The organism is Vibrio sp. 2-1-2a (genome assembly GCF_032648565.1).
GTDB classification, from domain to species: Bacteria; Pseudomonadota; Gammaproteobacteria; order Enterobacterales; family Vibrionaceae; genus Vibrio; species Vibrio diabolicus.
In genome coordinates this window covers 235247-256665 of record NZ_WBOH01000002.1, presented here as the reverse complement: position 1 = coordinate 256665, position 21419 = coordinate 235247, and the positions used below count along the sequence as shown (strand labels likewise).

Annotated in this window: 19 protein-coding genes, 1 tRNA gene and 1 riboswitch; of the genes, 15 read left to right on the top strand and 5 right to left on the bottom strand. The window is 45.1% G+C overall.

Annotated elements, in window-relative coordinates:
- Position 1: 1 nt before the first annotated feature.
- Together rsxA and F7Y48_RS05785 are read right to left on the bottom strand one after the other, a co-directional pair.
- Positions 2–580 (bottom strand): electron transport complex subunit RsxA, encoded by a 579-nt coding sequence (rsxA, locus tag F7Y48_RS05790; RefSeq protein WP_005380762.1) that lies wholly within the window; start codon positions 578–580, stop codon positions 2–4.
- Positions 581–898: 318 nt separating this feature from the next.
- A tRNA-Asn gene (locus F7Y48_RS05785) sits at positions 899–974 on the bottom strand.
- Between the two features lie 559 nt (positions 975–1533).
- Here F7Y48_RS05785 and uvrB point away from each other — a divergent pair.
- From uvrB to luxU, 3 genes are all read left to right on the top strand, one after another.
- Entirely contained in the window at positions 1534–3564 is a 2031-nt protein-coding gene (gene uvrB, locus F7Y48_RS05780) for an excinuclease ABC subunit UvrB (protein ID WP_047010067.1), read from the top strand.
- 296 nt (positions 3565–3860) lie between these two features.
- A complete protein-coding gene (luxO, locus tag F7Y48_RS05775; RefSeq protein WP_005396653.1) occupies positions 3861–5267 on the top strand; it encodes a quorum-sensing sigma-54 dependent transcriptional regulator LuxO in 1407 nt (468 codons plus the stop codon).
- On the top strand, positions 5264–5608 hold the full coding sequence (luxU, locus tag F7Y48_RS05770; RefSeq protein ID WP_182036421.1) for a quorum-sensing phosphorelay protein LuxU: 345 nt from the start codon (positions 5264–5266) through the stop codon (positions 5606–5608). Before luxO ends, luxU begins: the two co-directional genes overlap by 4 nt.
- Positions 5609–5720: 112 nt before the next feature.
- Here the strand turns inward: luxU and F7Y48_RS05765 are convergent, their stop codons facing one another.
- Positions 5721–6617, bottom strand: coding sequence for a YvcK family protein (locus F7Y48_RS05765; protein WP_006742807.1), 897 nt, complete (start codon positions 6615–6617; stop codon positions 5721–5723).
- 175 nt (positions 6618–6792) lie between these two features.
- Positions 6793–6927, top strand: a riboswitch (molybdenum cofactor riboswitch).
- On the opposite strand from F7Y48_RS05765, the gene moaA reads away from it, so the two are divergent.
- From moaA to F7Y48_RS05710, 11 genes are all read left to right on the top strand, one after another.
- Positions 6916–7905, top strand: coding sequence for a GTP 3',8-cyclase MoaA (gene moaA, locus F7Y48_RS05760; RefSeq protein WP_006742808.1), 990 nt, complete (start codon positions 6916–6918; stop codon positions 7903–7905). (Overlaps the previous riboswitch by 12 nt.)
- A gap of 105 nt (positions 7906–8010) precedes the next feature.
- Entirely contained in the window at positions 8011–8523 is a 513-nt protein-coding gene (gene moaB, locus F7Y48_RS05755; RefSeq protein WP_005396648.1) for a molybdenum cofactor biosynthesis protein B, read from the top strand.
- A gap of 26 nt (positions 8524–8549) precedes the next feature.
- The gene (gene moaC, locus F7Y48_RS05750) at positions 8550–9029 is read left to right on the top strand and encodes a cyclic pyranopterin monophosphate synthase MoaC (protein ID WP_005396647.1); all 480 of its coding nucleotides are present in this window, start codon (positions 8550–8552) and stop codon (positions 9027–9029) included.
- Positions 9026–9283, top strand: coding sequence for a molybdopterin synthase sulfur carrier subunit (gene moaD / locus F7Y48_RS05745; protein WP_053808842.1), 258 nt, complete (start codon positions 9026–9028; stop codon positions 9281–9283). Before moaC ends, moaD begins: the two co-directional genes overlap by 4 nt.
- A gap of 1 nt (position 9284) precedes the next feature.
- Positions 9285–9740: a molybdopterin synthase catalytic subunit MoaE gene (gene moaE / locus F7Y48_RS05740; protein WP_048625774.1), complete on the top strand. Its 456-nt coding sequence runs from the start codon at positions 9285–9287 to the stop codon at positions 9738–9740.
- 532 nt (positions 9741–10272) lie between these two features.
- Entirely contained in the window at positions 10273–11949 is a 1677-nt protein-coding gene (locus F7Y48_RS05735; RefSeq protein WP_005396644.1) for an ABC transporter substrate-binding protein, read from the top strand.
- A 128-nt stretch (positions 11950–12077) separates the two neighbouring features.
- Positions 12078–12998, top strand: a complete 921-nt coding sequence (oppB, locus tag F7Y48_RS05730) for an oligopeptide ABC transporter permease OppB (protein WP_006742810.1) — start codon at positions 12078–12080, stop codon at positions 12996–12998.
- 15 nt (positions 12999–13013) lie between these two features.
- Positions 13014–13916 (top strand): oligopeptide ABC transporter permease OppC, encoded by a 903-nt coding sequence (gene oppC / locus F7Y48_RS05725; protein ID WP_005396642.1) that lies wholly within the window; start codon positions 13014–13016, stop codon positions 13914–13916.
- Between the two features lie 27 nt (positions 13917–13943).
- Positions 13944–14915 carry an ABC transporter ATP-binding protein gene (locus F7Y48_RS05720; RefSeq protein WP_005396641.1) on the top strand — a complete coding sequence of 324 codons (972 nt, stop codon included), beginning with the start codon at positions 13944–13946 and terminating at the stop codon, positions 14913–14915.
- The gene (gene oppF, locus F7Y48_RS05715; protein ID WP_006742812.1) at positions 14894–15907 is read left to right on the top strand and encodes a murein tripeptide/oligopeptide ABC transporter ATP binding protein OppF; all 1014 of its coding nucleotides are present in this window, start codon (positions 14894–14896) and stop codon (positions 15905–15907) included. The genes F7Y48_RS05720 and oppF overlap by 22 nt, the downstream gene beginning before the upstream one ends.
- A 167-nt stretch (positions 15908–16074) precedes the next feature.
- Positions 16075–17022 carry a glutathione S-transferase family protein gene (locus tag F7Y48_RS05710; RefSeq protein ID WP_046874405.1) on the top strand — a complete coding sequence of 316 codons (948 nt, stop codon included), beginning with the start codon at positions 16075–16077 and terminating at the stop codon, positions 17020–17022.
- 114 nt (positions 17023–17136) lie between these two features.
- On the opposite strand, the gene F7Y48_RS05705 is transcribed toward F7Y48_RS05710, so the two are convergent.
- Positions 17137–17559, bottom strand: coding sequence for a hypothetical protein (locus F7Y48_RS05705; RefSeq protein WP_012841581.1), 423 nt, complete (start codon positions 17557–17559; stop codon positions 17137–17139).
- A gap of 286 nt (positions 17560–17845) precedes the next feature.
- On the opposite strand from F7Y48_RS05705, the gene F7Y48_RS05700 reads away from it, so the two are divergent.
- The gene (locus F7Y48_RS05700) at positions 17846–19123 is read left to right on the top strand and encodes an MgtC/SapB family protein (RefSeq protein WP_046874406.1); all 1278 of its coding nucleotides are present in this window, start codon (positions 17846–17848) and stop codon (positions 19121–19123) included.
- Between the two features lie 111 nt (positions 19124–19234).
- Here the strand turns inward: F7Y48_RS05700 and pta are convergent, their stop codons facing one another.
- On the bottom strand, positions 19235–21379 hold the full coding sequence (gene pta / locus F7Y48_RS05695; RefSeq protein WP_005396636.1) for a phosphate acetyltransferase: 2145 nt from the start codon (positions 21377–21379) through the stop codon (positions 19235–19237).
- Between the last annotated feature and the right edge of the window lie 40 nt (positions 21380–21419).

Here is a 21419-nt window from a genome sequence, read left to right as displayed (position 1 = left end):
TTTACTTCACCAAACCTGTAAAGCCCATAAAGGCTAGTGACATTAAACCCGCTGTAATCATTGCAATCGATGCACCTTTAAAAGGCACTGGTACGTCGGCGGCAGCTATGCGCTCACGCATGGATGCAAAAAGTATCAACACCAATGAGAAACCAACAGCGGCGCCGAAGCCGTAGATAATCGATTCGATAAAGTTATGGTTCTCATTAATATTAAGAAGCGCGACGCCTAATACCGCGCAGTTTGTAGTGATCAGCGGTAAGAAAATACCAAGCAAGCGATAAAGTGTTGGACTTGTTTTGTGCACAACCATTTCGGTGAACTGCACCACAACGGCTATCACCAAAATAAAACTCATGGTTCGAAGGTACTCAATACCCAGTGGACGAAGAATGTAGCTTTCCACTAAATACGCACACACTGACGCGAGCGTTAGCACAAAAGTTGTCGCTAAGCCCATACCTATTGCTGTTTCCAGTTTTTTGGACACACCCATGAAAGGACATAGGCCCAAAAACTTCACCAGTACAAAGTTGTTCACCAGCACAGTGCCGACCAACAACAAAACATATTCGGTCATAGTTATTACGTTCTTAAAATCCGATCTTGATATTATCGTGTTTTGTGACACCAATAACAACCAGTGAACGATGTGGTTTTACATACACGATGGAAAAATAGTCGTCTATGTGAGGTATTTTGATGAATCAATAAGAAATTGAACAGCTTGCTGAATGGATTTTACAAAGAGTCTTTCCTCAAAGAATCTTTTGCTCAGAAGGTGGGAATTACATTTAGCGAGTAATTTTAAGTCGTCACTTGAGATATTGGTGGTGAAAGAAGTTTTTGATTTCAAAACGAAAAAAGCCGTGTCTTGCGACACGACTTTTCTGGAATTTGGCTCCTCCTGCTGGGCTCGAACCAGCGACCTGCGGATTAACAGTCCGTCGCTCTACCAACTGAGCTAAGGAGGAATTGCTTTGCTTGAAAGCGGAACGAATCTTACCGAGCAGCCAAACTACTGTCAACAGTAAAAAAATACATTTTTAGCAAAAAATATTGGGGGAAGGGCTTTACTTTTCTGTACTGCTTGTCAGTAAAGGGGTGAGGTTACTTATCCACTAATTTTGTGGATAACTATGTTGATGAGATCTGAGTAAAGATCTTTTATATGCAACCTGGTTTTTATTTAGTGAATTTTTAATCAGAGTTATACAGAGAATATGCAATTAAAACATGGATTTATTGATGTTAAGCAAAATGTATTCAAGGTGGATAAAAATCTAGCTTTTGGGGATAAAGAGTGTTTAGGCCAATTTTTGGGGAAAAGTTGTGGAAATTGCAATGTGAAGAATGGGTGTGGCTCTTCAGCTAGGGCGAAGTACTATATCAGAGTCGGTTTTGTATGGCTACAGCATTCTAGACAAACAAGAAAATTTATTAACAATGGTGGGTAAATTTTCGATAGACGTAGATTTCATTGGCTAAGGTGTATATATATACAGCCAAAGCGCAGTAAAGTTGAGGAAGGGTATGAGTAAAGTCTATGAATTGGTCTCCGATTATCAGCCATCGGGTGACCAGCCGGGAGCGATCAAGCAGCTGCTTGAGGGGCTCGATGCTGGACTGGCACATCAAACACTATTGGGGGTAACGGGATCGGGTAAAACGTTCACACTAGCGAATGTTATCGCTCAAGCCCAGCGACCTGCAATATTACTTGCTCCAAACAAAACGCTCGCAGCGCAATTATATGGCGAGATGAAATCATTCTTTCCCAATAATGCGGTGGAGTACTTTGTTTCCTACTACGATTACTACCAGCCTGAAGCTTATGTCCCGACGACGGATACTTTCATTGAAAAAGATGCATCGGTTAACGCTCACATAGAGCAAATGCGCCTTTCCGCAACGAAAGCACTATTGGAACGTAAAGACGCGATTATCGTTGCGTCTGTTTCTGCTATCTATGGTTTGGGTGACCCAGAATCTTACTTGCAAATGATGTTGCATTTACGTCGTGGTGACGTGATTGATCAACGGGACATGCTACGACGTTTGGCAGAGCTACAATATTCGAGAAATGACGTGGCATTTGAGCGAGGACAGTTTCGGGTTCGTGGCGAAGTGATTGATATCTTTCCAGCGGAATCTGACCAAGACGCCGTTCGTGTCGAAATGTTTGATGATGAAATTGACTGCATCAGTGTTTTTGATCCATTGACTGGTGTGGTGAAACAGCGAGATTTACCACGCTACACTATTTATCCTAAGACGCACTACGTGACACCAAGAGATCGTATTCTTGAAGCGATTGAAAATATTAAGGTTGAATTAGAAGTACGCAAAAAACAGCTTCTAGATAACAACAAGCTACTGGAAGAACAGCGTATTAGCCAGCGGACTCAATTCGATATCGAGATGATGAATGAGTTAGGTTTTTGCTCAGGTATCGAAAACTATTCTCGTTATCTCAGCGGACGATCGGAAGGCGAGCCGCCACCGACATTGTTTGATTACTTGCCTCATGACGGTTTGTTGATCATCGATGAATCTCACGTGACGGTGCCGCAGATTGGTGCCATGTATAAAGGTGACCGCTCTCGTAAAGAAACGCTGGTAGAGTTTGGTTTTCGCTTACCTTCTGCGTTAGATAATCGTCCCCTCAAGTTTGAAGAGTTTGAAGCGTTAGCACCGCAGACGATTTTTGTCTCTGCGACGCCAGGAAATTATGAACTAGAAAAATCGGCTGGTGATGTAGCGGATCAAGTTGTTCGTCCAACAGGCTTGCTTGACCCAGAATTGGAAGTTCGCCCAGTGGCGACCCAAGTGGACGACTTGTTGTCTGAAATTCGCCTCCGTTCTGCTAAAGATGAGCGAGTTCTAGTGACAACATTGACCAAGCGAATGGCCGAAGATCTCACCGAGTACTTGCACGAACATGATGTTAGGGTACGTTACTTACACTCAGATATTGATACCGTAGAACGTGTGGAGATCATCCGTGATCTTCGTCTTGGCGAGTTTGACGTGCTGGTGGGAATTAACTTGCTACGGGAAGGCTTGGACATGCCTGAAGTTTCGCTGGTTGCAATATTGGATGCAGATAAAGAGGGCTTCTTGCGCTCCGAGCGTTCACTGATTCAGACCATTGGTCGTGCTGCGCGAAATCTTGAAGGTAAGGCGATCTTGTATGCTGACCGAATCACCAACTCCATGAAAAAGGCGATGGATGAAACCAACCGCCGCCGCGAGAAGCAGAAAGCGTACAACGAAGAAATGGGTATTTCGCCGCAAGCGCTCAAACGAAATATCAAAGATATTATGGAATTGGGCGATATTACCAAGTCTAAACGTCAGCGTAATACTAAACAGGTACCATTGTCGAAAGTGGCGGAGCCTTCGCAAACATACGAGGTCATGTCTCCTCAGCAGTTGGAAAAAGAAATCAGTCGACTTGAGGCGGCAATGTATCAGCACGCGCAAGATTTAGAGTTTGAATTGGCGGCGCAAAAGCGTGACGAGATTGAAAAACTAAGAGCGCAGTTCATCGCAAATAGTTAAAAATAAGCTTAATGATCTAGCTTAGCCAAGTGTTTTAGATTGCTTGCAGAAAAAAAGAAGCCAATAGGCAGTCGGGTCTATTGGCTTGTTTTGTGAACATCTCGTTCACTAACAACGTCAGTTGGCTAGGTGACCCGAGGGGTCACTAAACTATCAGCATGGTTTATGCCATTATTTTAAATAATTGATATTATTTTTGAATCCTTTCTCTTACCCATAATTTAGCTAATGTTATTTGCAAAATGCAAAGCGTAATGCGATTATTGTTTAAAACACAACAAAATATTAGCTAGGTTATGCAACAAAAATCTGAAGGTCCTAAATCTCGTTACCTTTTAATGGTTGAGGATACCGCATCTGTTGCGGCACTGTACCGCTCATACCTGACACCGCTTGGTATAGATATCAATATTGTCGGTACAGGTAGGGATGCCATTGAAAGTCTCAACCATAGAATTCCAGATCTTATTCTGCTTGATCTTCGTCTGCCAGATATGACGGGGATGGACGTTTTACACGCTGTAAAAAAGAGTCATCCAGACGTACCTATTATTTTTATGACCGCTCACGGTTCTATCGATACCGCGGTAGAAGCAATGCGTCATGGCTCTCAAGACTTTTTGATCAAACCGTGTGAAGCAGACCGTTTACGTGTCACGGTTAACAATGCGATTCGTAAAGCGACTAAGTTAAAAAACGAGGCTGATAACCCGGGCAATCAAAGTTATCAAGGCTTTATTGGCAGCAGCCAAACTATGCAACAGGTTTACCGCACGATTGATTCAGCAGCGAGCAGTAAAGCGAGTATCTTCATCACTGGTGAAAGTGGTACGGGTAAAGAGGTATGTGCCGAGGCAATCCATGCGGCAAGCAAGCGTGGTGACAAGCCTTTTATTGCGATTAACTGTGCTGCAATTCCAAAAGATTTGATTGAGAGTGAACTGTTTGGTCACGTGAAAGGTGCTTTTACCGGTGCAGCAAATGATCGTCAGGGTGCAGCGGAATTAGCGGATGGTGGCACACTTTTCCTTGATGAATTGTGTGAGATGGATTTAGATTTGCAAACCAAATTGCTACGATTTATTCAAACCGGCACGTTCCAAAAAGTGGGCTCATCAAAAATGAAGAGCGTGGATGTTCGCTTTGTTTGTGCAACTAACCGTGACCCATGGAAAGAGGTACAAGAAGGTCGATTCCGTGAAGATTTGTACTATCGTTTGTATGTCATTCCTTTGCATTTGCCACCTTTACGTGAACGAGGTGAAGATGTCATTGAAATTGCATACTCACTGTTAGGCTATATGTCGCACGAAGAAGGAAAAAGCTTCGTGCGTTTTGCGCCTGATGTAATCGACCGATTTAATAGCTATGAGTGGCCAGGCAACGTTCGTCAGTTACAAAACGTGCTGCGCAATATCGTTGTTCTAAACAACGGTAAAGAAATCACGTTGGATATGTTACCGCCACCGCTGAATCAACCGCTTGACCGTCCGTCTTCTGTGGCGAAATTCATTGAGCCGAAAGTGATGACTGCGTCTGAGATTATGCCGTTGTGGATGACAGAAAAAATGGCGATAGAGCAAGCGATTGAAGCGTGTGATGGCAATATCCCCCGAGCGGCGGGATACCTTGATGTCAGTCCGTCGACGATTTACCGCAAGCTACAGGCTTGGAATGGCAAGGAAGAGCGGCAAAAAGTATGAGTGTGAATGTATTAAATCAGCAAAAAATCGATGAACTGTCGATGGAGATTGGCAGTGATAATGTTCCTGTTTTACTCGATATTTTCTTAGGGGAGATGGATACCTACATCGAGAATTTATCTCAGTTTCAAGGGACAGAGCGATTGCGTTACCTAAAAGAAATCAGTCACGCGTTGAAAAGCAGTGCAGCGAGCTTTGGAGCAGACCGTCTTTGTCAATTGGCGATGTCGATAGATAAAAAAGCCAAAGCAGGTGAGTTAGCTGAAGAGTCAGGCGAGTTAAAAACGATGTTCGATCTTTTGCACGAAACACGTGACGCTTATCGTGATTGGCAGCAGTAATGCGTTGTTCTGATGAGGCTCTTACACAAAACCCTTCACGTAAGTGAAGGGTTTTTTCATTGCTGACAGCGAGTAAACTTGAAGCCATCCCCTAGCTTTAGAGGGCGTTTTTTTAAATTGAAAGCCTTAGCTGGCTTTCAATAGCGAGCTTGAGTTTATCTCGGTCGTGACGCCAATCTCGGTTCGACGAAGCTAACGATTCCGTCACTACATTCCACTGGCTCAAGACTTCTTGCTCGGTTTCCTCTGCTAGAACCACGTCTATCTTCCTACCTTGGCAGGCACGCTCACACCATTCTAATTTTTGTGCCATGGTCATTCGTCCGGCTGGGCCGTACTCCGGGCTCAAGTTGGCAACGAAAATGACTTTTGCTTTCTCATTGGCGGCAATGGCTTTGCCGAGCTCAGGCAACAGCAAAGGAGGCATGATGCTGGTTAAAAAGCTGCCAGGACCAAGAATAATAGCGTCTGCTTCTGCCAGTGCAGTCACTGCTTCTTTAGTTGCAGGAACTTCTGGAGATAGATCGAGACGGCGTAAATCGGTGTCCATCTCGTCTACATTCGTTTCTCCCGTGACCCACTTTCCATCCACGGATAACGCGGAAAGATCGGAAGGGTGTTCAGACATAGGAAGAATGTTAACGTCGACTTTTAACATGTTTCGAATCAGATTGATGGCATCTAACGGTCTGACCGATAAGTTATCGAGCGCCGTAAGCATCAAGTTACCGAGGTTATGACCATCAAGCTCGCCAGTACCTTTGAAGCGATATTCAAACATCATTGAACTGATCGACGGTTCAGTGATCAGCTGATTAATGCAGTTCCGTGTGTCGCCCCAGGCGATTCCACCTTGGCAGTGACGAATTCTTCCTGTTGAGCCACCATTGTCTGTTGTGGCGACAATGCCAGTTGCATTGCCGCCAAAATCCCGTAGTGCGGCCAACATTCGACCTAAGCCATGACCACCGCCAACAGCGACCACTTTTTTATCCGTGTAGATATTCATTACGTTCTTCTAATAATCTTGTAAAAAACGGCTACAATTTATCTTAAGGAGTGCTTGAAAGGTACTCACTTAGCGGTAAATTGTGTCTCTAGAGAGTTTTTTATCACTCAAGTCTGGATTCCAGTACAAATATTAAGTATTTTACACCGCAAAGCTATCAGAGGTTTCATATCTCTGGTTGCCATAACTCCGAGCTCACTATTGCTAAGTCCGAGGATAAGCGTTTTGAGCCAGTGGCGTACTGTCACAAGGGCATGATTGGAAATGGCCATGCCTCCCGTGTTTGGAAAGGTGTTCCGTGGCGCAACAATTCGAAGACAAATTTCATCGTAAGTTCTATTACTTGCGTCTGTCTGTGACCGACGTATGTAATTTCAAATGTACCTATTGCCTTCCTGATGGCTATAAGCCTTCGGGCAATAAAAACTCGTCTTTTTTATCTCTTCCTGAAATCAAACGGGTCGTAAAAGCGTTTGCTGATTGTGGCACGTCAAAAGTGCGCATTACTGGCGGTGAACCAAGTTTACGCAAAGATTTTACCGACATTATCCACTCAGTGGCGACGACACCTGGTATCCAAAAAGTTGCAACTACGACCAATGGTTACCGCATGGCAAAGCAAGTAGCAGACTGGCGTGAAGCGGGCTTAACTCACATCAACGTCAGCGTGGACAGCCTTGATCCGCGCATGTTCCATCAAATCACAGGTGAAAATAAGTTCACTGAGGTGATGAATGGTATCGAGCGTGCGTTTGAAGTTGGTTATGAGCAAGTCAAAGTTAATGTGGTGTTGATGAAAGATCTGAACCATCACGAGCTGCCAGCGTTTCTTAACTGGATAAAAGATCGTCCAATTCAACTGCGCTTCATCGAATTGATGCAAACGGGTGAGATGGATGATTTATTCAATAAGCATCATGTGTCCGGCGTAGCAATTCGTAATCAGTTGATTGCAAACGGTTGGCTGCTTAAAGTGCGCTCTCATAATGACGGCCCCGCGCAAGTGTTTGTTCATCCAGATTACAAGGGTGAAATTGGCCTGATCATGCCTTATGAAAAAGACTTTTGTGAGAGCTGCAACCGACTACGCGTCTCTGCGATGGGTAAGCTGCATCTGTGTTTGTTTGGAGACCACGGTGTAGAACTGCGTGATCTATTGGAACGTGATGAGCAAGAAAGCGAGCTTATTGAACGCATCCAAGCGCAGTTACAAACTAAGTCGGTGAGCCACTTCTTGCACGATGGTAATACGGGTATGACGCCACATCTGGCGTCTATCGGCGGCTAAATCAACTCAAATTTTGTAGGGAAAGCTTATTTACAGGCTAGCTTTCCCTCGCTTTTCTAGAATCGATACCAAACGTATCAAAGTTAAAAGAGAATAGGTGAACACATGGGTCACGCTGAAAGCAAATTTCAACCTGCAAATATTGCCGTTCTAACGGTATCTGACACTCGTACCGAAGAAAACGATACCTCTGGTCGCTACCTTGTTGAACACGCTCAAGAAGCGGGTCACAATGTTGTCGATAAGCAAATTGTTATTGATGATATGTACAAAATTCGCGCAATTGTTTCTCAGTGGATTGCGGACGACAATGTTCAAGCGATCATGATTACTGGTGGTACAGGGTTCACGTCACGTGACAGCACGCCAGAAGCGCTGAAGCCTCTGTTTGATAAAGAAGTAGAAGGTTTTGGTGAGTTATTCCGCATGGTGTCTTACGAAGAAATTGGTACGTCAACGATCCAATCGCGTGCAATTGCAGGTTTTGCTAACCATACAGTTATCTTCGCAATGCCTGGTTCAACAGGTGCGTGCCGCACTGGCTGGACGAAGATCATCAAGCAGCAGTTAGATGCAAGCCATCGCCCTTGTAACTTCATGCCGCACCTATCTGTATAACCTTTCCTAAAAGCGAAGGAAAAACAATGACTCAATTTACCCATATCAACGCGTCTGGCGAAGCTAACATGGTCGACGTGTCTGCAAAAGCTGAAACGGTTCGTGAAGCACGTGCAGAAGCATTTGTTCACATGGCCCCAGAAACCTTGCAACTGATTGTTTCCGGTCAGCATCATAAAGGTGATGTGTTCGCGACGGCTCGAATTGCTGGTATCCAAGCTGCAAAGAAAACGTGGGATTTGATTCCACTTTGTCATCCTTTGTTGCTTTCTAAAGTCGAAGTTCAGTTGGAGGCTATTGAGTCAGAAAACAAAGTTCGTATTGAATCTGTTTGTAAGCTTGCAGGTAAAACGGGCGTAGAAATGGAAGCGCTCACGGCGGCTTCTGTTGCTGCACTGACGATTTACGATATGTGTAAAGCGGTGCAAAAAGACATGGTTATCGGTCAAGTTCGTCTCCTAGAAAAGACGGGTGGAAAATCTGGACACTTCAAGGCGGAATCATGATTAAAGTACTTTTTTTTGCTCAGACTCGTGAGCTGATTGGTATCGACAGTGTCGAATTAGATGATCAATTTGAAACGGTTGAAGCGATTCGCGCACATCTCGTGGAAGAGGGCGCTGATAAAAATGGTAAGTGGGATTTGGCTTTAGAGCCAGGAAAGCTACTTGCTGCTGTTAATCAATCTATTGTCCCACTTGATACCGAAGTAAAATCGGGGGATGAAGTTGCATTTTTCCCACCGGTAACCGGAGGTTAAGATGGACCCACGCGTCTCTGTACAAGTTGAAGACTTTTCCGTTGATCACGAATATCAACGTTTATCCGAAGGTACGGCAGCTGGTGCTGTAGTAACATTCATTGGTAAAGTTCGAGATATGAACCTTGGCGATAATGTTGTTGGTTTGCACTTGGAACACTACCCGGGCATGACTGAGAAGAGCTTGAGCGACATTTGCGATCAAGCTGAATCACGTTGGCCATTATTGGGCGTACGCGTGATTCATCGCGTTGGTGACATGGATAGCGGTGATCAAATCGTCTTTGTTGGTGTTTCAAGTGCACACCGTGGAGCAGCATTTGATGCTTGCGAGTTCATTATGGACTACTTGAAAACCAAAGCACCATTTTGGAAGAAAGAACGCACGACGAGTGAAGATCGTTGGATTGAGTCGCGCGATACTGATCACCAAGCTGCGCAGCGTTGGGAAAAATAGAACCCACTCCTCATTCTAGTGAAAAAAGCTAAGTGTCAATGGCACTTAGCTTTTTTTGTACTTATCTTCATAATTCTGCTCATTTGACTTCAACACAACCCGTGCTCGCTCTGGTGATATTCTTCACAATAAAAGTTTTTAGCCCAATATATAAACAATTATTTGTTAGACTTCATTTGTCATAAATGTTAAATAATATGTAAATATCTAGCATAAGATGCTATCAAATGGTTTAAATGTAGATTAATCGAAAGTTTTGTCTGTGGAATGTCGCTTCTGGTCTCCATTTGGCTGGTGAATACTTTTTGATTAGAGTTTACTGCTAGATATGTGTGGTTTAGTCAGGATTATTGGTTTTTTTGCTACATTTTTATGGCAAATTACTTCAATGATTGCTAATGTGTGCCGCAGTCTTTGTAAGGTTTTAGGCTTTTGTGCTCAGAAAATGCACTAAAAAAATCTAAAACTCTGACCGTTCCAGGCCCTTACAAAGAAGTCATGGATGCTAACGAAAAAATTTGGAGTTTTACGCATGTATAAGAATAAAATCACGCGCGCTTTATTTATTGGTGCTGGTCTTTCTCTCGCTTTAGCTGGTTGTGGCGAAAAGCCTGCAGAGAAACAAGCTGCTGAGCCTGCTCCGGCTCCAGCCCCTGAAGCTAAATCTGATTCTAAAGAGCCAAAACTTGCTGCTGTTCAAGAATTGGTGCGTGGTAACGGTACAGAAGTTGCGACAATAGACCCTCATAAATCTCAAGGTGTTCCAGAATCCCACGTGATTCGCGATCTTCTTGAAGGCCTAGTAAACCAAGATGCGGACGGTAACACTATCCCTGGTGTTGCAGAATCTTGGGAAACTGAAGACAACAAAACATACACTTTCCACCTACGTGAAGACGCAAAATGGTCTAACGGTGATCCTGTTACTGCAGGTGATTTTGTATACAGCTTCCAACGCGCAGTCGACCCAGCAACCGCTTCTCCATACGCTTGGTACATGGAATACACCAAGATGAAGAACGCAAAAGACATTGTTGCGGGTAAAAAAGACAAGAGTGAGTTGGGTGTTAAAGCAGTTGACGACCACACTTTGGTGGTTGAGCTAGACACTGCTGTACCATACTTTGTGATGATGATGGGCCACACAACAGTGAAGCCTGTTCACCAAGCAACCGTTGAAAAGTTCGGCGATCAATGGACGAAGCCTGAGAACTTTGTAGGTAACGGTGCTTATGTTGTTGACAACTGGGTTGTAAACGAGCGTTTAGTTCTAAAACGTAACGAACAATACTGGGACAACGAAAACACGACGCTTGATCAAGTTACTTTCCTACCAATCGAAAACCAAGTAGCGGAAATGAACCGCTTCCTAGCAGGTGAAATTGACTTCACGAATGAACTGCCTACAGAGCACTTCAAGCGTTTGAAGCAAGAGCATCCAGAAGACGTGTCTGTGTCGGGTAACTTGTGTACTTACTACTACATCTTCAACACGAAGAAAAAGCCGTTTGATGATGTTCGCGTACGTAAAGCGATTTCTTATGCGATTGACCGTAATATCGTGACTGATGCGATCCTAGCACAAGGTCAAAAGCCAGCTTATTTCCTAACGCCTGAAATCACGGCGGGTTTCAACCCAGAAATTCCTGCATACGGCAAAATGACGCAAGAAGAGCGTAACGCTGAAGCGGCGCGTCTATTGGAAGAAGCGGGTTACGGCGCAGACAACCCTCTTGAATTTAACCTTCTATACAACACGTCAGAGAACCACAAGAAACTTGCGGTTGCACTGGGTTCAATGTGGAAGAAGACGCTTGGTCTAGACGTTACGCTAGAAAACCAAGAGTGGAAAACTTACCTATCTACCAAAGATTCTGGCAACTTTGAGGTTGCTCGTGCAGGTTGGTGTGGAGACTACAACGAAGCTTCATCTTTCCTAACGCTGATGATGAGTAATAACACTACTGGTGGTATTCACTACGACAGCAAAGAGTACGATGCAATCATGAACAAAGCATTTGCTTCAACTTCTGACGAAGAGCGTCAAGCGCTTTACCTAGAAGCAGAGAAGTTGATGGCAAAAGATATGCCAATCGCACCTATCTACCAGTACGTGAAATCACGTCTACTATCACCGAAAGTTGGTGGCTTCCCAGTCAATAACGCGGAAGACAAGATTTACTCTAAAGATCTCTACATCACAGAGTAATTCGTAACTCGATAGAACTATAAAAATGAGGCTCTACATGTGAGAAATTGCATGTAGCGCCTATCTTTAGTCCAAAAGAATTGGACGACTTCTTTAATTTAACTGTCACAGACTGAAAGAGTGAGTTTATGCTTAAATTCATCGCAAAAAGGATATTTGAGGCGATCCCAACAATGTTGGTTTTGATCACCGTATCTTTCTTTCTTATGCGCTTTGCACCGGGAAACCCTTTCTCGACAGAGCGTCCATTGCCACCCGAAGTAATGGCAAATATCGAAGCTAAATATGGCTTGGATAAACCTGTATTTGAACAATACACCACGTATTTGACCAATGTTATCCAAGGGGATTTCGGGCCGTCATTTAAATACCTTGATTACTCGGTTAACGAGCTGATCGCGGTTGCCTTACCGGTTTCGGCTAAAGTGGGCTTCATCGCCTTTATCTTTACCCTGATTATGGGGGTTACCGTCGGTACCATTGCTGCGCTCAAGCAGAATACTTGGATTGATTACACCATCATGTCGACAGCGATGCTCGGCGTGGTAATGCCTTCTTTTGTATTGGCACCTGCGCTTATCTATCTATTCTCGCTTCACTGGAATATCTTCCCTGCGGGCGGTTGGCAAGATGGTAGCTGGCAGTATTTAGTGCTTCCTGTCATTGGTATGTCACTACTGTATGTTGCAACCTTCGCTCGTATTACGCGTGGCTCGATGATCGAGACACTGAACAGTAACTTTATTCGTACGGCTCGTGCTAAAGGTCTAAGCTACCGTTACATCATCATCAAGCACGCTCTTAAGCCGGCACTTCTCCCTGTTGTTTCTTACATGGGTCCTGCTTTCGTAGGTATCATCACTGGTTCTGTTGTTATCGAAACCATTTTTGGTCTACCAGGTATTGGTAAGCTATTCGTTAACGCTGCGTTTAACCGTGACTACTCGCTAGTAATGGGTGTAACCATCCTGATTGGTTTCCTATTCATTTTATTCAACGCGATTGTAGATATTCTACTTGCAATGATTGACCCGAAAATTCGCTACTAACAGGGACGTTTGGTTATGTTAACGAAAAAAGAAAACCTAGAAGCGATTGAGAAGTTCTCCGAAAACTTGGAGATTGAAGGTCGCAGTCTTTGGCAAGATGCTCGTATCCGTTTTATGCGCAACAAAGCGGCAATGGTGAGCTTATTCCTTCTTGTTCTAATGACGTTGGCGGTGATTATTCTGCCAATGATCGCACCGCACACCTTTGATGATACTGACTGGTACGCGATGCACGTTGCACCGAATGCTGACCATTGGTTTGGTACCGACAGCTTAGGTCGTGACTTATACGTACGCACGCTAATCGGCGGTCGTATTTCGTTGATGGTGGGTGTTATGGGCGCATTTGTAGCGGTACTGATTGGTACGCTCTACGGCGCAGCATCTGGTTTTATCGGCGGTAAAGTTGACCGCGTAATGATGCGTATTCTAGAAATTTTATACGCGGTACCGTTTATGTTCCTGGTAATCGTACTGGTAACATTCTTCGGTCGTAACATCATGCTGATCTTCGTTGCGATTGGTGCTATCGCATGGCTAGATATGGCGCGTATCGTACGTGGTCAGACACTCAGCTTACGTAGCAAAGAGTTCATCGAAGCTGCACATGTGTGTGGTGTTAGCAACTGGAAAATTATCACTCGTCATATCGTGCCGAATGTACTGGGTATCGTAGCGGTTTACTCTACGCTACTTATCCCGAGCATGATCCTGACGGAGTCATTCCTATCATTCCTTGGTCTTGGTGTTCAGGAACCAATGACAAGTTGGGGCGCTCTTCTACAAGAAGGTGCACAGACAATGGAAGTAGCAATCTGGCAGCTGGCATTCCCAGCCGTGTTCATGGTTGTGACGCTATTCTGCTTCAACTACGTTGGTGACGGCCTGCGCGATGCGCTGGATCCAAAAGACAGATAATTAAAAGATAAGATTAAGGAAGCAATGATGAGCTTATTAGATGTCAAAGATCTGCGCGTCGAATTCACCACGCAAGATGGTATCGTAACCGCAGTAAACGATTTGAACTTCTCTCTCAACCAAGGCGAAACCTTAGGCATCGTTGGAGAGTCGGGATCAGGTAAATCTCAAACCGTATTCGCAATCATGGGCCTTTTGGCTAAAAACGGTATTATCTCTGGTAGCGCAAAGTTTGAAGGCAAAGAAATCCTAAACTTACCAGAAAAAGAACTGAACAAAGTGCGTGCGGAACAGATCGCAATGATCTTCCAAGACCCAATGACATCACTGAACCCTTACATGAAAGTAAGTGATCAGTTGATGGAAGTGCTTATGCTGCACAAAGGCATGGGCAAAGCGGAAGCATTTGAAGAATCAGTACGCATGCTGGAAGCGGTGAAAATCCCTGAAGCGCGTAAGCGTATCACGATGTACCCGCATGAGTTTTCAGGCGGTATGCGTCAGCGTGTAATGATCGCGATGGCGTTGTTATGTCGTCCTAAACTGCTTATTGCCGATGAGCCAACAACAGCACTTGATGTGACGGTTCAAGCACAGATCATGGACCTGCTTAATGAGCTTAAAGATGAGTTCAACACGGCGATCATCATGATCACGCACGACCTTGGTGTTGTTGCAGGTTCGTGTGATAAGGTGCTGGTGATGTATGCAGGTCGTACGATGGAGTACGGCAACGTAAACGAAATCTTCTATAATCCAAGCCACCCTTATGCAGAGGGTCTGTTGAAAGCGATCCCTCGCCTTGATACGGAAGGTGAAATTCTGCCAACCATTCCTGGTAATCCACCAAACTTGCTTCGTCTACCACCGGGCTGCCCTTATCAAGAGCGTTGTCACCGAGTGATGGATCGTTGTAAGCGTGAAGCGCCAATTCTGACTCCATTTGGTGATGGCCGTCAGCGCGCATGTTTTTCTGAATGGGAGGCTTGGAACAAATGAACGCAGTAGATAAAAAGCTAATTCTGGACATTTCAGAGCTGAAAGTTCACTTCAGCATTGCGTCAAAATCGGCATGGCCGTGGTCAAAGCCTTCAAGCCTAAAAGCGGTTGATGGGGTGAACGTTCGACTATACGAAGGGGAAACACTTGGTGTAGTAGGCGAGTCAGGTTGTGGTAAATCGACGTTTGCGCGCGCCATCATCGGTCTTGTTGAAGCGACGGATGGCGAAGTAGTTTGGTTGGGTCAAGATCTAACTAAGATGAAAGACGTCCAACGTCGTGAAACGCGTAAAGAAATCCAAATGATTTTCCAAGATCCTTTGGCTTCTCTTAACCCACGTATGACGGTTGGCGACATTATTGCTGAGCCTCTTGAAACGTTCTACCCAGAACTGTCTAAGCAGGAAGTGAAAGACCGCGTTAAAGAGATGATGGCGAAAGTGGGTCTACTACCAAATGTGATCAACCGTTATCCGCACGAGTTCTCGGGTGGTCAGTGCCAGCGTATCGGTATTGCGCGTGCGCTTATCCTTAAGCCTAAGATGATCATCTGTGATGAACCCGTATCGGCGCTTGATGTATCTATTCAAGCTCAGGTTGTTAACCTGCTTAAAGAGATTCAAAAAGAACTAGGCCTTTCTCTGGTATTCATTGCGCATGACTTGTCAGTGGTTAAACATATCTCAGATCGTGTTTTGGTCATGTACTTGGGTAATGCTGTCGAGCTCGGTGAGGCGGAGGCGCTGTTTGCTGATCCTAAGCACCCATATACACGCGCATTGATGTCAGCGGTTCCGATTCCGGACCCGAACATTGAACGCAGTAAGAAAATCCAAATGCTGGAAGGCGACCTTCCTTCGCCGATCAGCCCACCATCGGGTTGTGTGTTCCGCACTCGTTGCCCACAAGCAACCGAAGAGTGTGCGAAGACGAAGCCAACGATTCAAGGTAACGACGTTCACGCGGTATCTTGTTTGCACGTTAGTGTATAAATTCAGCCTGTGACGGGCTTAAGCGCGACACCTTCATCGGGTCGCGCTTTTTTTATGCATCTGATTTATACATTCGAATTTCTTGAACATGATGTCCTAAGTTCAGTGATTTTCTGTTTGATAGGAAACGCTAATATAGACATAAACAGAATGAGAGGAGCGCAATCATGGGTAAGTTGGTCGAAGGTGTTTGGCATGACGTCTGGTATGACACAAAATCAAATGGTGGCAAATTTGTGCGTGAAGATGCAGGATTCCGTAACTGGGTTAAAAACGAACCTGATGCGGAGTTTAAACCAGAGTCTGGTCGATACCATTTGTATGTCTCTCTTGCTTGTCCTTGGGCACACCGAACGCTCATCTTCCGCAAGCTGAAAGGCTTAGAACCCCATATTGATGTCACGGTTGTTTGCCCTGATATGTTAAGCCAAGGCTGGCAAATGGGGCTTCCTGAGCCACTATTTGGTCACACTCGTATGCACCAAATCTACACGCAGGCCAAACCAGATTACACAGGCCGTGTAACTGTGCCTGTGCTTTGGGATAAAAAGACCAATACGATCGTGTCGAATGAGTCGTCAGAAATTATTCGTATGTTTAACTCGGAGTTCAATGAGTTAACAGGAAACCACGATGACTATTATCCAGAACAGCTAAAGCATGTTATTGACGAGTGGAACGATTTTGTTTATCCAAACGTCAACAATGGAGTGTATCGCTGTGGTTTTGCGACCACGCAAGAGGCATATGAAGAAGCATTCGATTCTTTATTTTCTGCGCTAGATAAAATCGATTCGCACCTAGCGACGCATCGTTATTTAGCGGGGAATACTATTACTGAGGCTGATTGGCGTTTGTTTACGACTCTGATCCGTTTCGATGTCGTGTATGTGGGTCACTTCAAATGTAACAAGCAGCGCATCGCAGACTACGAAAATATTCAAGGATACTTAAAAGAGTTGTATCAAGTCGAAGGCGTCGAAGAAACCACGGATTTCTACCATATTAAACGTCACTACTATTTCAGCCACACTGGTATTAACCCGACGCAAGTCGTACCCAAAGGGCCTGATTTAGACTTAACCTCTCCTCATGGAAGAGAAATAATTAGCTAGTTTGCTGCCTCTATCAGAAATGAAAAAGTACTTAACGGTTAGTAATGTCGTTAAGTACTTTTATGCCAACTAAATACTAGGAGTAGGAGAGTGACTTTTAAGTGTGCGTACGTCTTACTTAGCGCGCACGACGTCCATCACTAGTTTTCCGTCGACTTTTACAGGGCCATCTTCTTTGGCTCCTAGTGTATATTCAAATACGCCAGTCTTCATTCCCCCTTTTTCTCCGTGGACCATTAGCATCAGCATGTCGCCAGACTCAACCGGTTCCATCAAAATTGCATTCACGTTCTCATTCTGTCCCATCTTTAGTGGGGCATAGCCGATAACAGGGCCAGGCTTCATTGATTCGTCTGTTCGGTGGACGACCATCCATCCGTTGTCGTCAGCATGAGCCATTTTTGCGGTTACCGTTCCTCCGGACATATCTTGATCAACGCCTTTAATGCTTGGGGCTGAAAAGCTGAATGAAGAAAAACTGAACAGAATTGCAGCTAAACCAAGCTTTAGCAGTGAGTTGTTGATGGAGTTGTTCATATGTATTCCTTACTTATGTGTGAGTTTGCTTAATAGCAGTCCATCTTCGTTACGTAGTTCGAGTAAGAAAGTTCAGTTGAAATGTAAATCATGCTGATAAATTGAACAGGGAGGGCCGCTTCGTTCTATTACGTTTTGGTGGTAGATAAAAGAATAATGAAATTATAAGACGCAATGGTAAGCAGGGAACCGGGGCCATTTTCTGATTATCCTCTCATCGTCACAGCTTCTTACCCATATTCAAATAAACTAATGATATAACAACCGCTTTTTGACGGAGTGATGCATGGATATCAATGAGTTTGTCAGTGGCGAGCATCTAATTTGGAATCTGCTTATTGCTCTATTACTGGGGGCAATTGTTGGCACCCAACGTGGCTGGGTGATGCGCAATAGCGTAGAAGGCAGTCGTGTCGCGGGCATTCGTACTTTTTCTTTAGTCGGTTTACTCGGTGGTTTAGTTGGCATTCTCGCCAACATTTATACACCTTTACTCATTGGTTTTGCGCTTATCGCTTTAGTCATCCTCACTTGCATCGCTTTTGTTATACAGCAGAAAAAGAGCGGAGATGTGAGCATCACTGGCGTGGTTAGTATCATGGTGGTGTTTGTTCTGGGTAACCTTGCCGTGTCGGGTGAGGCTGTTTTGGCAGCAGCAGCGGCCGTCATAACCGCGGTAGTGCTCGATAACAAAAGAGAGCTACATCAAGCGCTACAAAAACTGCAAGAGTATGAGTTAGACGCAGCACTGCGTTTATTACTTATCTCGATAGTCATGTTACCCCTGTTACCAAATCAATCTTACGGCCCTTGGAATGCACTTAACCCGTATGAGATTTGGTGGATGGTTGTGCTGATCGCTAGTATCTCTTTTGTCGGTTATTTTGCGATAAAGATCGGCGGGGCGAAGCGAGGTATTTTGTTTACGTCTGTATTTGCGGGGCTTAGCTCTTCGACAGCATTAACGTTGCAGTTTTCCCATCTTTCTCGTGAGCAAGCGAGCATCAGCCCGTTACTCGCTAGTGGTATTCTTTTGAGCTGCGGAACCATGTTCCCTCGTTTACTTATCGTACTGTCTGTTATCAATCCACAATTAGTGAAACTGCTTTGGCCAATTGTGATGGCGATGATGGTTGCGCTGTACATCCCAGCATGGTGGATTTGGCGCAGAAGTGAAGTTGAGCAGATTGAGCAATCAAATAAGCAAACGAACCCTCTAGCTTTGCAGTCGGCACTGTTCTTTGGCCTCGTGTTGGCGGTGATTATGCTGCTTGCTCACGCTTTGTCTGACTGGTTCGGCAATGCGGGGGTGTTGATCCTTTCTGCTTTATCAGGGATTACTGACGTTGATGCGATCTCGTTAACCCTCGGACGTCAAAGTACGCAAACATTGAGCGTGACCACTGCTGCGTTAGGCATTTTGATTGCCGCTTCGGTTAATACCATTGTGAAAATGGGGATGGTCATCGCGATAGGGGATAAGAAGCTTTGGCGCCGAATCGCACCAGTGATGACAGGTTGTGTTGTGGTTGGGGCAGGGGTATTTATGGCGCTGTATTCGTAAGAGCGTATTAGTGCTATTGCTCATAGCCTCTTTGCTGTGTGCTCAACAATAGAAAAAGCCCTCGACGAATTGAGGGCTTTGGATAGTTGTCCAACTAGATGTCAGAAGCGATTATTTAGCTTCTTGGTCTGCTTGGATTGCTGTTAGAGCGATTGTGTACACGATATCGTCTACTAGCGCGCCACGAGACAAGTCGTTTACAGGCTTGCGCATACCTTGCAGCATTGGACCGATAGAAACTAGGTCAGCTGAACGTTGTACTGCTTTGTAAGTCGTGTTACCCGTGTTTAGGTCTGGGAATACGAATACTGTCGCTTTACCTGCTACTGGAGAGTTAGGCGCTTTAGACGCTGCCACGTTTTCCATGATAGCTGCGTCGTACTGTAGAGGACCGTCGATCACTAGATCAGGACGCTTCTCTTTCGCGATGCGAGTTGCCTCACGTACTTTATCAACGTCTGCACCCTTACCAGATTCACCAGTAGAGTAAGAGATCATAGCAACGCGAGGGTCGATACCGAATGCTGCTGCAGAGTCAGCAGATTGGATAGCGATTTCAGCAAGCTGTTCAGCGGTTGGATCTGGGTTGATCGCACAGTCACCGTAAACCAGTACTTGATCAGGCAGAAGCATGAAGAATACTGAAGATACGATAGACGCATTTGGTGCAGTCTTGATGATTTGGAACGGAGGAACGATAGTGTTCGCCGTAGTATGAACAGCACCAGAAACTAGGCCGTCAACTTCGTCGTTCTCAAGCATCATTGTGCCTAGGAATACTGAATCTTGTAGCTTCTCACGAGCCACAACTTCAGTCATGCCTTTCGCACCGCGCAGCTCAACTAGACGAGCAACGTAGTTTTCACGAACAGCATCGGCATCAATGATGGTTACGCCAGTACCTAGCTCAACGCCTTGTTGAGCTGCTACGCGACGGATTTCATCTGGGTTACCTAGAAGCACACAGTCTGCAATACCGCGTTCAGCACAGATTGCTGCAGCTTTAACAGTACGTGGTTCGTCACCTTCTGGAAGAACGATACGCTTGCCTGCTTTACGAGCAAGTTCAGTTAGCTGGTAACGGAACGCTGGTGGGCTTAGACGACGAGACTTCTGGGTACCTTCAGTCATTGACTCGATCCAGTTACCGTCGATGTGACCAGCAACGTGCTCGTTGATGAACTCGATACGCTCTTTATCGTCTGCAGGTACTTCGATGCTGAAGCTCTGTAGGTTTAGAGATGTCTGCCAAGTGTTACCTTGTGCTTTGAAGATAGGTAGACCAGTGTCGAACGCTGGCTTACATAGACCTTCGATTTCGCGAGGGATGTCGTAACCGCCAGTTAGCAGTACAGCACCAATATCCACACCGTTCATTGCAGCAAGAGAAGCAGCAACGATAACATCAGGACGGTCTGCAGACGTAACAAGTAGAGAGCCAGGTTTGAAATGCTCAATCATGTTTGGCAGAGAACGTGCACAGAAAGTGATGCTCTTGATGCGACGAGTGTTGATGTCACCTTCGTTGATGATATCTGCTTTCAGGTGCTTAGCCATGTCGATTGCACGAGTCGCAATCAGATCAATGCTCCATGGTACACAACCTAGTACACGAATTGGAGAAGTGTTGAAGATTTCCATCACTTTCAATTCGTTTTGTTTCGCGCTATCTGCATCGTCAAAGATTTCAGATAGGTCAGGGCGAGTACGGCCAGCTTCGTCAACAGGAGCGTTTAGCTTGTTGATGATAACGCCAGAGATGTTTTTGTTCTTAGTGCCGCCGAAGTTAGAACATGCTACTTCGATACGCTCTTTCAGTTGCGCTGGGTTATCAGTACCTGGAGTCGCAACTAGCACGATTTCTGCACCAAGTGTTGCCGCGATTTCCGCGTTTACTTGGTTTGCAAATGGGTGCTTACGAGTAGGTACAAGACCTTCGATTAGCGTAACGTCTGCGTCTTTGTTGATTTGGTTGTAACGTTCAACAACGGTTTCTAGCAGCTCGTCCATGTTGTCGTTACCGATTAGGCTTTCAGCAACAGACATCGCCATTGGTTCACCGATCTTCATATCGCTGTTGTGGCCAACGATAGTTGAAGTCAGATCTGGCTGATCACCACCTGAACGTGGCTGACAGATTGGCTTGTAGAAAGAAACTTTAACGCCTTTACGCTCCATAGCGCGAAGAACACCCATGCTAACGCTTGTTAGGCCAACGCCTGCGCTAGTAGGGATAAGCATAATAGTACGAGACATTCGTAGAGTACCTTTAGCTATTTGGGGGATAAAAGCTCAA

Excerpts from the sequence above, each read along its gene's own strand:
- rsxA (WP_005380762.1), bottom strand. The coding sequence starts at position 580 with ATGACCGAATATGTTTTGTTGTTGGTCGGCACTGTGCTGGTGAACAAC.
- uvrB (WP_047010067.1), top strand. The coding sequence starts at position 1,534 with ATGAGTAAAGTCTATGAATTGGTCTCCGATTATCAGCCATCGGGTGAC.
- luxO (WP_005396653.1), top strand. The coding sequence starts at position 3,861 with ATGCAACAAAAATCTGAAGGTCCTAAATCTCGTTACCTTTTAATGGTT.
- luxU (WP_182036421.1), top strand. The coding sequence starts at position 5,264 with ATGAGTGTGAATGTATTAAATCAGCAAAAAATCGATGAACTGTCGATG.
- F7Y48_RS05765 (WP_006742807.1), bottom strand. The coding sequence starts at position 6,617 with ATGAATATCTACACGGATAAAAAAGTGGTCGCTGTTGGCGGTGGTCAT.
- moaB (WP_005396648.1), top strand. The coding sequence starts at position 8,011 with ATGGGTCACGCTGAAAGCAAATTTCAACCTGCAAATATTGCCGTTCTA.
- moaC (WP_005396647.1), top strand. The coding sequence starts at position 8,550 with ATGACTCAATTTACCCATATCAACGCGTCTGGCGAAGCTAACATGGTC.
- moaD (WP_053808842.1), top strand. The coding sequence starts at position 9,026 with ATGATTAAAGTACTTTTTTTTGCTCAGACTCGTGAGCTGATTGGTATC.
- moaE (WP_048625774.1), top strand. The coding sequence starts at position 9,285 with ATGGACCCACGCGTCTCTGTACAAGTTGAAGACTTTTCCGTTGATCAC.
- F7Y48_RS05735 (WP_005396644.1), top strand. The coding sequence starts at position 10,273 with ATGTATAAGAATAAAATCACGCGCGCTTTATTTATTGGTGCTGGTCTT.
- oppB (WP_006742810.1), top strand. The coding sequence starts at position 12,078 with ATGCTTAAATTCATCGCAAAAAGGATATTTGAGGCGATCCCAACAATG.
- oppC (WP_005396642.1), top strand. The coding sequence starts at position 13,014 with ATGTTAACGAAAAAAGAAAACCTAGAAGCGATTGAGAAGTTCTCCGAA.
- F7Y48_RS05720 (WP_005396641.1), top strand. The coding sequence starts at position 13,944 with ATGAGCTTATTAGATGTCAAAGATCTGCGCGTCGAATTCACCACGCAA.
- oppF (WP_006742812.1), top strand. The coding sequence starts at position 14,894 with ATGGGAGGCTTGGAACAAATGAACGCAGTAGATAAAAAGCTAATTCTG.
- F7Y48_RS05710 (WP_046874405.1), top strand. The coding sequence starts at position 16,075 with ATGGGTAAGTTGGTCGAAGGTGTTTGGCATGACGTCTGGTATGACACA.
- F7Y48_RS05705 (WP_012841581.1), bottom strand. The coding sequence starts at position 17,559 with ATGAACAACTCCATCAACAACTCACTGCTAAAGCTTGGTTTAGCTGCA.
- F7Y48_RS05700 (WP_046874406.1), top strand. The coding sequence starts at position 17,846 with ATGGATATCAATGAGTTTGTCAGTGGCGAGCATCTAATTTGGAATCTG.
- pta (WP_005396636.1), bottom strand. The coding sequence starts at position 21,379 with ATGTCTCGTACTATTATGCTTATCCCTACTAGCGCAGGCGTTGGCCTA.